Source organism: Aquimarina sp. MAR_2010_214, from assembly GCF_002846555.1.
In the GTDB taxonomy this organism is placed as follows: domain Bacteria; phylum Bacteroidota; class Bacteroidia; order Flavobacteriales; family Flavobacteriaceae; genus Aquimarina.
This window is the reverse complement of sequence record NZ_PJMS01000001.1, coordinates 5,080,055-5,092,399: the sequence shown is the minus strand read 5'-3', so window position 1 is coordinate 5,092,399 and position 12,345 is coordinate 5,080,055. Positions and strand designations below refer to the sequence as shown.

Genomic DNA, 12,345 nt, shown 5'->3' with positions numbered 1-12,345 from the left:
AAAAATGAAAAATAGTAAAATTTTAGCCATACTATTCTGCTTGTTTACGATCTTTTCCTGTAAGGTAGATGATCTCAATGTGAGCGATAAACAGATTTCTGAAGTTCCTTCGACAACATTATTTACTAATGGGCAACGAAATTTGGTAGACCAAATGGTTACACAAAGTGTTTTTGATAATCATCTGAAATTTTATGCGCAATATTGGGCGGGTACTGGTTTTATAGGTCCTGAAACTAATTTTCAAGATCTTAAGAGTTTTCCACAAAATTATTGGAATACACTTTATAGAGATGTTCTAAGTGACCTTAATGAAGCGGCTCGATTAATTCCAGAAGAAGAAGTATTCGGTCTTACCGAAATAGATAAGCAAAATAGATTAGCGATTATCGAAATTTTGAAAGCATATACTTTTCATGTTTTGGTAGATCTTTTTGGAGATGTTCCTTACTCTGAAGCTCTGTCTTTGAATGAAAATATTTTGAATCCAGTATATGATGATGATCAAAATATATATACTAATATCATAAATCAGCTAAATACTGCTATTAATAACCTTAATACTTCCGGAAAATCATTTGGTGATTCAGACTTGATTTATCAAGGAGATGTCTCTAAATGGGCAAAATTTGCAAATTCTTTAAAACTACGACTAGCACTAAGGATTGCAGATGTGGATTCTAATCAGGCAGGAACTTTGGCAACAGAGGCCGTTAATTCTGGAGTATTTACTGCTAATGCAGACAATGCATCATTAGCATATGAGACAACAACACCGAATACAAATCCAATATGGGAAACTCTTGTAAATAGTGGTAGAGAAGATTATGTTGTTGCAGAGGCTATAGTAGATATTATGCAGCCTATTAATGACCCAAGACAATCTGGTTATTTTGATAATAACTTAATTCCTTATGTAGGAGGAATACTAGGGAATCTTAATGTATTTGACAATTTTACCCACATTGGTACTGCTTTTCATCAACCAGATGTAGAAGGATTGTTATTAGACTATGCAGAAGTAGAGTTTTTATTGGCAGAAGCAGCAGAACGTTCTTTGGTTGGATCTCCAGCAGGTGCAGAAAATCATTATAATAATGCAATTACAGCATCTATTACGTATTGGGGAGGTTCATCTGGTGATGCTACAACCTATCTGGCACAAGCAAGTGTGGCATACACAACTGCAACAGGAAACTATAGACAAAAGATAGGAACTCAGCAGTGGATTGCTTTTTATAATAGAGGTTTTGAAGGATGGTCAAGTTATAGAAGACTAGGTTTCCCTACTTTAAACGATAGCTCAGAAGGTAACCCTATCCCAAGAAGAATAAAGTACCCTATTAGAGAATACAATACTAATGGTACAAATGTTGCAAACGCTGCTTCAAATATTGGAGGAGATGAATTAAGTACCAAAATATTCTGGGATGTGAATTAAGAGATATAGAACTCATTTTTAATTTGTAATAGCCCTTTCCCTCTTAATTGACAGTTAAACCTGATCAATTAAGAGGGGATTTTGGTTTATAAAACAAAATAAGAGCCTAACCTATTTTTTTTAACCTGAATGAATATTAATCAAAAAATCAATATTTACCGTTATGTAGGTTAATTTAATACCATATATGGGTAATTTGAGAGTACTCTAGGCCTTAAATCCATGATATATTTGCTTCAAAAAAATAAACCATAATTATGACTATAGATTGGAAAGGTGTAATGCCAGCAGTTACAACTAAATTTACTAATGAGGATACTTTGGATCTAGATATGTTTAAAGTTAATATTAATGCTCAACTAGAAGCAGGAGTTCATGGAATTATTCTGGGAGGAACGCTGGGAGAGGCTAGTACCTTAAGTGATACAGAAAAAAGAATATTGGTAAAAAAGACGGTTGAAATTGTTAAAGGCAGAGTTCCTGTAATCATGAACATTGCAGAACAAACGACCAAAAATGCAATCGATGCAGCTGCAAAAGCTAAAGAAGATGGTGCTCAGGGATTAATGATGCTACCTCCAATGCGTTACAAAGCTGGAGATCGTGAAACAGTAGTGTATTTTAAAGAAGTGGCCAAAAGTACAGAGCTACCAATTATGATATATAATAATCCAGTCGATTATAAAATTGAAGTAACTCTGGATATGTTCGAAGAGTTATTAGAGGTAGATAATATACAGGCAGTAAAAGAGTCTACAAGAGATATATCTAATATTACCCGAATCAAAAATAAATTTGGAAATCGTCTAAAAATCCTTTCTGGTGTGGATACTTTAGCTTTAGAGAGTCTTTTGATGGGAGCAGATGGCTGGGTTGCTGGATTAGTAGATGCTTTTCCTGCAGAAACTGTTGCTATTTATGAATTACAAAAAGCAGGAAGACTTCAGGAAGCACTTGAGATATATAGGTGGTTTTTGCCTTTGTTAGAATTGGATATCAATGCAAAACTGGTACAAAATATTAAACTAGCCGAAGTCGCTACGGGAATCGGAACAGAAAATGTACGAGCGCCAAGATTACCACTTATTGGAGAAGAACGTATGCATGTATTAGGAGTTATAGAAAAAGGATTAAAAACAAGGCCGGTTTTACCAGATTATAAAGAACTAAATGCTATTGTGAGTTAATTTTTTTACTCTAACCTCTTGTTTTTATTGCAAACGAACTCTGTAAAAGAAGTGAGTTCTACTTAAAAAAAACATAAAAAAGAATGAAATGAGTAAAACAACTTATAAATTGTCGACTGTATCTTTAAAACTAAACGAGAAAGGTACAGTATAAATAACTATTAATCATTTTTTTCTTACAGAATTTCAATATGCGTTACGAAGCTATATCGAATACCTTTTTTATAAAGAATCGAAATAATTTTTCCTCAAGAACTATAGAAAATACAATCACGATTTTTACATCTAATGATATCAAGCATACCAATGCAGATGATGTTATGGGGTTTGCTCAAAATAATGATTTGTTTTACTTGTCAGGAATTGATCAGGAGGACACAGTGTTAGTATTGTATCCAGATGCTTATAAACCAGAGAATAGAGAAATTTTATTTATAAAAGAAACTAATGAGCATATCAAAATTTGGGATGGTGAAAAACTAACCAAAGAAGAAGCTCATCAGGTTTCTGGAGTAAAACGGATAGAATGGATACATGATTTTGAAAAAATACTTCAATTAATGGCTTTTGAAGCTGATGGTTTTTATTTAGGACATAATGAACATTCAAAGCGAATTACATATGACAAACAAACGCAGCAGGATCGAATGATTAACTGGTGTAAAGAAAAATACCCTTTACATCAGTATTATCGAGCAGCCAAAATTACAAGAACTTTACGTTCGATTAAAGCAAAAGAAGAGGTCGCACAAATACAAAAAGCTGCAGATATTAGTGTTGAAGGGTTTCAAAGAGTACTCAAAGCAGTAAAACCAAACTGCAAAGAATATGAATTAGAAGCAGAATTAACCTACGCATTCCTTAAAAACGGAGGGACAAGACATGCTTTTAAGCCTATTGTAGCATCAGGAAAAAATGCTTGCGCATTACATTATAATACTAATGATAATATATGCCGGGATGGTGATATGATTCTGCTGGATTTTGGTGTTTGTTATGGTAATTATAATAGTGATACAACGCGCTGTGTTCCGGTAAACGGTAAATTTTCTGATCGACAAAAAGAAGTGTATACGGCAGTACTAAATTGTTTAAAAGAGGGAAGTAAATTACTTAAGCCTGGAATAGTCCCTGCAGATTATGAAAAACAAATGGCAGGTTTGGTCGAAGAGCAACTTATCAAAATCGGAGTACTTGATGCTGCAGAAGTAGCTGCTCAAAACCCCGATCTGCCTCTATACAAAAGATATTTTATGCATGGTACAGCTCATCATCTTGGACTAGATGTTCATGATGTTGGTTTGTACTCCAGAGCTCTGGAACCGGGAATGGTGCTTACTTGTGAGCCCGGAATCTATATTCCCGAAGAAGGAATAGGTTGTCGACTTGAGAATGATTATCTCATTACAGAAACCGGAAATATAAACCTCACACAAGCTATGCCTATAGAAATAGAAGAAATTGAAAAGTTAATGACAGTATAGCCCACCTTAGAAAATATATATAGTATGAATGCATTAGGGATAGGTGGTTCTACCATCGAAAAAGAATTAAATGCGATACAGCCAAAAGCTCATCTTGCACAACCCATTCAAAAAGAAGAATTTCAAGCCAGAATAGACAGGGCTTGTGATCTTATGAAAAAACAGGAGATTCCCGCAGTGTATCTTCATTCGGGAACAAATTTATTTTACTTTACTGGGATGCGATGGAATTCAAGTGAAAGAATGGTTGGGGCATTATTGTTTCCTGATGGCGAAGTACATTATATAGGCCCTAAGTTTGAAGAAGGTACTATTTTAGATTTCATGTTGGTAAAAGGCCCCGTTCATTGTTGGGAAGAACATGAAAGTCCTTATGAGTTATTTATAGATATTCTTGACAAAAAAAAGATCAATGGTAGTGATATTGCCATGGACGAGGCAACTCCCTTTTTTGTTATTGATGGAGTTTTAAAAGAGCAATCTATTTACAATTTGATCAATGCAAAACCAATTACTGCAGGTTGTAGGATGATAAAGTCGAAAGCAGAAATTGCTATCATACAAGCAGCAATGGATATTACTATGGAAGTACAAAAAGCTGCAGCACGAATATTAATGCCTGGGATTAGTGCCAAAGAGGTTACTGATTTTATTAATGAAGCACATAAACGATATGGTATTCCCTCTGGCTCATATTTCTGTATTGTATTATTTGGAGTAGATTCCTCTTTTCCGCATGGCGTAAAAGCACCAAAAGATTTAGAGGAAAACGAAATCGTATTGATTGATACCGGGTGTATTCTACATAATTATATTTCAGATATTACCAGAACATATGTGTATGGTGAAATCAATGAGTTACAACGCAAGATTTGGAATCTTGAGAAAGAAACTCAACTTTCGGCATTTGCGGCTGCTCAATTAGGGAAACCATGTTCTGTGATCGATCATGCTTCTAGAAAAACATTAGAAACCAATGGCCTTGGTCCTGATTATAAATTACCGGGGTTACCGCACCGTACCGGTCATGGAATAGGGTTAGATATTCATGAGTGGCCTTATATTGCAAGACATGAAGATGCGATTCTTACATCGGGAATGTGTTTTAGTAATGAACCCATGATATGTGTGCCAGATGAGTTTGGTATTAGGTTAGAAGATCATATTTATATGACCGAAAAAGGGCCAAAATGGTTTACGCAACCTGCCCATTCTATCGATGATCCTTTTGGGTTTTAATATAGAAACTCGGGTTAGTAATATAGAGGGTTATGTTAAGAATTGAGCCAGAATTATCAAAATTCAAAACACAACAGGTATTATATGGATTATTTGTTTTATTGAAAGTCAAATAGGGAAGGTAAAAACTCTGTCGAATATTTCCAGACAAATTATGACAAAGAAATAAAGAGTGTTCTAAGAAAATGGAAGAGGAGTTGCGGTTTATGGAACTAATGCATGATATATTCTTACTAGATAAAAAGCCACAAACTGAAGTATGAACAGTTAAATAGAAATAATCAAAAGGAGGGGGCACCCCTTCCTTTTGATTATAATTTTAAAATTATCCGATGTGACAAAATCCGGATAAACAACTCCAAGTTTCATAAGGATTTCCATCAGTAACACAATCGCCATTGTCCGTACACTCTTTAAGACCTCCACTAATAGTTCTTTGCTGTTCTTTTTTGAGAGCAGTAACACCGTTCAAAATCAAAATGTTTTGTAACATAATAAAATAAATTAAATGGTTAATATTATATATTGATGTTACTAATATGAAAATTATTACTGATTTTTTTGAAAAAAATACCTCTTTAGTATAAACTTAACCTTTTTTAACTATCTCAGAGTTGGTTTGTTATTTGGAATGGTCGTGATTTTTTCTTTATCATCGTTTTTAACAACATAAGAGGTGAAAGAGTATTTTGTTTCCTTCTTTTATAAGATTGATTTGCTACCGTTTTTATTACCTAAAATATAAGCTTTTACAACCATTATAGATTTGAGAGTTTACAGTGAAGTCTGAATGATTGGACTTTTAGTAATTGAGTCTAACAAGCCTAATGTTTTTTGAAAGCTCAATTTGATTCCTAATTTGATACAAACCACGATTAGAAAATAGATAAGTAAGTTACTAACTAAAACTAAAAAATGGAAGCAAAAAACTTTGAAAAAACAATTGAAGTCATTCAGAAAACAGACAAGGATGCACAGGTTAGAATTGATGGTTCTATGCTGTATCTTCAAGAAGAAAACCACAGGTGATTAATAATTTAATAGGAGAGGGTTTTGAGATGGCGCTTTACGAAAGAAAAACGCAGGTATTACAAAAAAAAGAGAAGGGATTAAATAAAACTATAATAAATGAATCGGAATTATAGATTTTTTTATATTTTAATGATTGAGTAGAAAATTATAGAAAAAAATTAAAAAACTAAAGTTCAATAAACAAATGAGAAACCTAATTATAGTATTTATTCTTTTAATATCCTTATGTGGTTATAGCCAAGGGCAAAAGACACAGGTAAATGTATCCAAATTTTACAGAGAAGGTGACTTATCGTTCTTACATATAGAGAAAGAAAAATACATTATAATGCAGATGACTCATTTTGAAAATGAAAAAAGTAATGAAAAAGAAATGATACTAAACGGAATAGAGTATCGATTAAAAAAGGTGTTTAAAATTAAAAACCTGAATTCAACTTCAACGATTCATTCATTAGAGTACTGGTCTAGTTTAAATAATGACATTATACTAATGGATAAGTAGAAAGTGTATTGTTGATGTTCAAAAGAAAAGGGGTTATTTATTAACCTATGAAATATAGATTTAAGAGGTCTTGTTAAATCAGAAATAGTATAGATAAAAATAATTACTTTCCTGTTTTCTTTCCCGTTAAAAAAGAAAACCCTTTAAAATAAAGGGTTCTCGATTGTTTCTGTGGAGCCGGGAGGGACTATCTGAAATATTTTAATGTGTTGTTTATTAGTATTTTGCGCGTTTATTTTTGGAATTACGCACCTCTTTTTTAAATTTAACATTAAATTATTGATAAACAGTATTTTATGTTTTTTCTTCATTACAAGATCTAGAATAATGGTAAAAATCGGATTAGCTGCAAAAACTTAAAATGTGTTTCACCTTTTTTTCATTAATTACCTTCTCTTTGGTAGTTGTAATCTTTTCTCGAAAGAGTTATAGCTAAACTCCTTACGAGTATAGTTATCATCTTTTTCTTCATTAGAACTTGAGCTTTCTGCAGAAATATTTAAGCATCCATCGTCAATGGTTACTTCAAAACCTTTCTTAGAGAACCCAGAAGCGGCCAATTCAACCTCAAAGGCATCATCGTTTCTTTAACATTCAATGCTGGTTCTTCCATTTTTTTGTTCCACAGACGATTGTTAAAGAAATCATCATTATCAAAAAAATCTGATGCAATAAGATTTCTTAATGGTCTTCTTTTAAATTTTACTAGTGACATAATTTTATGATTTTAAGTTAAACAATTTTCACAAGGCTAAATTAGAGCGAAGATGAAACGTGTCAAATGGCCTAGGTCAGACGACTAACTATTTTTTATTTATTTGAACACAATTAAATAAAAAATCAAAGCTATTAACGTCGGTTTTTATGCACTATATAGAACTGCTTAATTAAAACGAAAGAAGAAACTTCAATAGTAGATATATTTCCAGTAAAGTACACAAAGAAATCTGAGAAGTTGAATGTTAAAAAACAAACTAAAAGTAAAACATTTCTCAGGTTATTTTAACCAAAGTATTCAACAATATTTTTATGCAACGCTATTTATTAGCAATATTAATACTTTGATAATAAGTGAGTTATAGTATTGAATTACCTTCTGAAATCAAAATAAGAAATATGATTATAAAATAAATATCAAGCTGTCTTATGGCTTTTATTCAGATAAATTAACGCCTTTTTTAAGTAATACTACACCCATTACCACCAACCAAATCACTTTTACATGGAATAGTGGTTTATAGATTTCATAATTATCAGGTATACCCATAACAATACCCATAGCTGCAAGACCTAAAAGTACTGTAAACCAGCCTAACCACTTGCTTACAATGTGCCATTTAATAAAACCAGCACCTAACAAGATTAAGCCAACACCAGAGAAGACACGACCAAAACGAATAAAGCAGGTTACATATTGGTTGGTAAATAAAATATTATCTATAAATTCTTGGATTTCAGCTGCAGACTTTCCTGCTGTTTCGCCAACTCCCCAAGCACCAAAATTATAAAAGTATGCATTCGCAATAGCTAATGTAAACGTCCCAATAATAACCATACCTGCTCCTGGTAATATGAGTACGCGATAAGGTTTGCGTGCGGTTACTGACACCAATGCAAACATGGCAATTCCCATAGTTACCCAACCAAAAATATGGATGCGATACATCCAGATCCAATACCAAATGTTCTCACCAATGGCAGTAAAATCTGAAGCGACTATATACTCACCAATATGGTGTGATGATAAAGCCCAGCCAAACCATAGTAATAGTGCAGCAACAATAAATGACCAGCCTGTAAAATTGGTTTCGAAATCTTTTTTCATAACGTTTATAAGTATCTGTTATTTAGTATTTACGCAATATAGGGCTATCTCTATTTTTTTTATGTAACATTAGTCGCATAAGAAAACATTTAAAAACTTTAACTTGTAGAATTCGTTCTATGAACCTTTAATTTAGTCATCTTGAAAAGAAGAGATTTTGTAAAAAAAGCAACATTAAGTTCGTTTGTAACACTAATAGGAACAGAACTTGTTTTTGGTTCTAAAATGTTAGATGGTTATATGCCTATAGCATTACAAGATCCAGATCCTTTTAAACTATTTAATAAGAATAAGGAAATGGTTGTGCTGAATAATAAACCTTGGAATATTGAAGCACAAGCCCATTTGTTGGATGATAAAATCACACCAAACTCGTGCATGTTTATTAGAAATAATGGGTTAGTACCTGAAGGGATTGATCCAAAAACATGGACGTTGACCATTGATGGCGAATCGGTTAAAAACCAAAAAATATATAAACTGGCTGAACTAAAATCAAAGTTTGAGCAGCATACGTATCAATTAACTTTAGAATGTGGTGGTAATGGACGTACTGAATTTGATCCACCAGCAAAAGGAAATCAATGGACAATTGGTGCTGTACATTGCGCCTCTTGGACAGGTGTGCGTTTACGTGATGTTTTAGAAGATGCTGGTATTAAAAGTAATGCTGTTTATATTGGGTTTCATGCCGTGGACAAACATTTGAGTATGGATCCTAAAAAGGAACCAATTTCCAGAGGTTGTCCGATATCTAAAGCATTACAAGATGAAACGCTTTTAGCCTTTAAAATGAATGACGAAGATATTCCGTTAATTCACGGCTATCCTTTACGATTGGTTACAGGTGGTTGGCCAGCTTCAGTTTCTGGTAAATGGGTAAATAGAATTAGCATTCGTAATAAAGTACATGATGGTACAAAAATGACAGGAAATGCTTATAGAGTTCCTTGTAATCCGGTGGTACCAGGCGAAAAAGTGAAAGATGAGGATATGTGTATTATTGAGTCGATGCCTGTAAAATCTTTGATTACGTATCCTAAAACTGGAGCCATAATCAATAAAGGCAAGTCTCTAAATATTAGAGGGCACGCTTGGGCAGGAGAATTAGAAGTTGCTAAAATGGAATATTCTATAGATTTTGGATCTACTTGGACTACATGTGCTGTCGAAAAACCAGTAAATCGTTTAGCATGGCAACACTTTTCGGCATCAGTAAAATTTCCAAAGGCTGGCTATTATGAAGTTTGGGCAAGAGCTACTGATGCAAATGGTATTGCACAACCAATGTTATTGCCAGGTTGGAACCCGAAAGGGTATTTAAATAATGCTTGTTATAGAATTGCTGTAAAAGTAAAATAATGTCTAAAGAAGAAGATTTTAAAGCACAAGTAAAAAAAAGTATATCGCTTATTAGTCCTGTTTTTTTCGTTGTTTGTTATTGCAGGAGGCGGATTGGTTTATTATATGTTTAATCCAAGTTTCTTAGATTTTAATTCTAATTCTGAAACTCTTGTTGTTATACCCGAAGAGTTAGATGAAGACCACATAGAAAATGGCATTCATATAAGAACAGGTTTAGTAGATGCAGAAGGATTAATGACTGTTGTTTATAATTGCACCAACTACCATTCGGCAAAAATAGTGACTCAAAATAGAATGAATGCTGAACGTTGGAATACGACAATTAAATGGATGTAGGAAACGCAAAACCTATGGGGTTTAGGAGGGAATCAAGAGATTATAGTTAATTATTTAGTCGCTAATTATCCGCCAATAGTAAAAGGTAGGCGAATGGTTTTAAAAGATATAGATTGGTATGAATTGGAGAATTAGCATTATATTAATTGTAGTTATTACAGCATCCTGCAAGAATGAAAAAGCGGTTGATTTAGCAGAAATCAAAGAATCATATTTAATAGAATCAGATGAATTAAAAGCAATAGTAAATCAACCAAAAATTAAAATAATAGATTTCAGAAAAAAAGACATCTATAAAAACGAACATATAGCTGGAGCTGTAAATATTTGGAGAACAGATATTGAAGATGATTCTTTTAATTATAAAGGAATAATGGCTAGTAAAACACAAATCGAACTGTTATTTGGTAAACTTGGAATAAAAACTGATGATACACTAATAATTTATGATGATAATGGTTTATGTGATTCGGCAAGATTATGGTGGTTATTACAAAACTATGACTTTACAAACGTGAAATTACTTCATGGTGGATTAAAGTCTTAGAAAGCCATAAATGGGGAAGTTTCTAATGAAATGCCCATTGTAAATGAAGCAGTCTTTAAGCTTAATGAAAATTCTAAAATGAGATATTATGTTTCAAAAGAACAGGTTCAAAATGCTTTAAATAATAATGTAGTTATTTTAGATACAAGAACAACTGATGAGTTTTCAGGCAAAAGACAAAAAAAGGGCGTTTCAAAAGGAGACAGGATACCTGCAAGCATCTATATAGATTGGGCAGAAGCTATAAATTATAATGGAGATAAACGTATGAAGTCGCTACAAGAATTAGAAATTATTTATAATAAATTAAAGATAAAAAAGAATGACCCAATAATTCTGTACTGCCATAGTGGCGTACGCTCAGCACATACAACTTTTGTGCTCACACAATTTAGGGTATAATAAAGAATTACGATGGTTCATGGACAGAATGGAGTTATTTAAACAATTTACCCTTTGAAAAAGATAGTATAATATTAATTAAAAATTAAAATGGAAAAGTATCTAGACGCATTTATTAATGCATTTACAGGAACAGTAGATTGGACATGGAAATCAATAATTTTTGAAGTGCCTTGGTACACGAATTACTTTTGGGGACTCATAGCTATTTCACTTTTTGTTTGGGGATTAGAAATAGTATTCCCTTGGCGAAAAGAACAATCTGTCATTAGAAAAGATTTTTGGTTAGATGGATTTTATATGTTCTTTAATTTTTTCATATTCTCGATTGTTATAAGCGGTATTTATGAGATTTTGGGACTACTATTTGGCGAAATTAGTATTACGGCGAAAAGTTTAGCGCTTTTTGATATCTCACAATGGGCACCATGGCTGCAGTTGTTGGTATTCTTTATTGTACTAGATTTTGTACAATGGTTTACACATGTATTATTGCATAAATATTCTTTTTTATGGAAGTTTCATAAAGTACATCATAGTGTAAAAGAAATGGGCTTTGCTGCACATTTGCGATACCATTGGATGGAAAATGTATTTTACAAACCACTTAAAACCTTTGGCGTCATGATTATAGGCGGTTTTGAACCTGAGCAAGCCTATATTATTCACTTCATAACGATTGCTATTGGTCACTTTAATCACGCAAACATTAAGATAACTTGGGGACCATTAAAGTATGTTTTTAACAATCCTGTGATGCACTTATATCACCATGCTTATGTATTACCAAAAGGAAAATATGGTGTGAATTATGGGATTAGTTTAAGTCTTTGGGATTATATTTTTAAAACAAATTATATACCCGAAGATAGCGGAACTATAGAAATTGGGTTTAAAGGCGATGACAAATTCCCTACTGATTTTATACACCAAAACCTCTACGGCTTTAAAAAAGGAGAGCGATAAAAGATGTTTCTATAAA

At 32.8% G+C, this 12,345-nt stretch carries 13 protein-coding genes; 10 read left to right on the top strand and 3 right to left on the bottom strand.

All coding sequences use genetic code 11. The features are described from left to right. Positions 1–4 precede the first annotated feature (4 nt). The 5 genes from ATE84_RS21810 (at position 5) to ATE84_RS21790 (ending at position 6,888) form a co-directional block, all read left to right on the top strand. On the top strand, positions 5–1,441 hold the full coding sequence (locus ATE84_RS21810; protein WP_101449968.1) for a SusD/RagB family nutrient-binding outer membrane lipoprotein: 1,437 nt from the start codon (positions 5–7) through the stop codon (positions 1,439–1,441). Between the two features lie 257 nt (positions 1,442–1,698). After that, the gene (locus tag ATE84_RS21805; protein ID WP_101449967.1) at positions 1,699–2,628 is read left to right on the top strand and encodes a dihydrodipicolinate synthase family protein; all 930 of its coding nucleotides are present in this window, start codon (positions 1,699–1,701) and stop codon (positions 2,626–2,628) included. Between the two features lie 191 nt (positions 2,629–2,819). Then, positions 2,820–4,112, top strand: a complete 1,293-nt coding sequence (locus ATE84_RS21800) for an aminopeptidase P family protein (RefSeq protein WP_101449966.1) — start codon at positions 2,820–2,822, stop codon at positions 4,110–4,112. 24 nt (positions 4,113–4,136) lie between these two features. Then, positions 4,137–5,351 carry a Xaa-Pro peptidase family protein gene (locus ATE84_RS21795; RefSeq protein ID WP_101449965.1) on the top strand — a complete coding sequence of 405 codons (1,215 nt, stop codon included), beginning with the start codon at positions 4,137–4,139 and terminating at the stop codon, positions 5,349–5,351. Between the two features lie 1,216 nt (positions 5,352–6,567). After that, entirely contained in the window at positions 6,568–6,888 is a 321-nt protein-coding gene (locus ATE84_RS21790) for a hypothetical protein (RefSeq protein WP_101449964.1), read from the top strand. Between the two features lie 386 nt (positions 6,889–7,274). Here ATE84_RS21790 and ATE84_RS26670 read toward each other — a convergent pair whose 3' ends face one another. The 3 genes from ATE84_RS26670 to ATE84_RS21780 all read right to left on the bottom strand — a co-directional run bounded on the left by ATE84_RS26670 (position 7,275) and on the right by ATE84_RS21780 (position 8,713). Continuing rightward, entirely contained in the window at positions 7,275–7,448 is a 174-nt protein-coding gene (locus ATE84_RS26670) for an Hsp20/alpha crystallin family protein (RefSeq protein WP_233195871.1), read from the bottom strand. Continuing rightward, the gene (locus ATE84_RS26665; RefSeq protein WP_233195924.1) at positions 7,409–7,603 is read right to left on the bottom strand and encodes a hypothetical protein; all 195 of its coding nucleotides are present in this window, start codon (positions 7,601–7,603) and stop codon (positions 7,409–7,411) included. The genes ATE84_RS26670 and ATE84_RS26665 overlap by 40 nt, the downstream gene beginning before the upstream one ends. 438 nt (positions 7,604–8,041) lie before the next feature. Further along, on the bottom strand, positions 8,042–8,713 hold the full coding sequence (locus tag ATE84_RS21780) for a hypothetical protein (RefSeq protein ID WP_101449963.1): 672 nt from the start codon (positions 8,711–8,713) through the stop codon (positions 8,042–8,044). A 141-nt stretch (positions 8,714–8,854) separates the two neighbouring features. Between ATE84_RS21780 and ATE84_RS21775 the strand changes: the two genes are divergently transcribed. The 5 genes from ATE84_RS21775 (at position 8,855) to ATE84_RS21755 (ending at position 12,329) form a co-directional block, all read left to right on the top strand. Then, a complete protein-coding gene (locus tag ATE84_RS21775) occupies positions 8,855–10,075 on the top strand; it encodes a sulfite oxidase (RefSeq protein ID WP_101449962.1) in 1,221 nt (406 codons plus the stop codon). Positions 10,076–10,144: 69 nt separating this feature from the next. Beyond that, on the top strand, positions 10,145–10,414 hold the full coding sequence (locus ATE84_RS26660; protein WP_233195870.1) for a hypothetical protein: 270 nt from the start codon (positions 10,145–10,147) through the stop codon (positions 10,412–10,414). A 118-nt stretch (positions 10,415–10,532) separates the two neighbouring features. Further along, entirely contained in the window at positions 10,533–10,961 is a 429-nt protein-coding gene (locus ATE84_RS21765; RefSeq protein WP_101449961.1) for a rhodanese-like domain-containing protein, read from the top strand. Positions 10,962–10,991: 30 nt separating this feature from the next. Further along, positions 10,992–11,363 (top strand): sulfurtransferase, encoded by a 372-nt coding sequence (locus tag ATE84_RS21760; RefSeq protein ID WP_101449960.1) that lies wholly within the window; start codon positions 10,992–10,994, stop codon positions 11,361–11,363. A 90-nt stretch (positions 11,364–11,453) separates the two neighbouring features. After that, positions 11,454–12,329: a sterol desaturase family protein gene (locus ATE84_RS21755; RefSeq protein WP_101449959.1), complete on the top strand. Its 876-nt coding sequence runs from the start codon at positions 11,454–11,456 to the stop codon at positions 12,327–12,329. Positions 12,330–12,345: the final 16 nt, after the last annotated feature.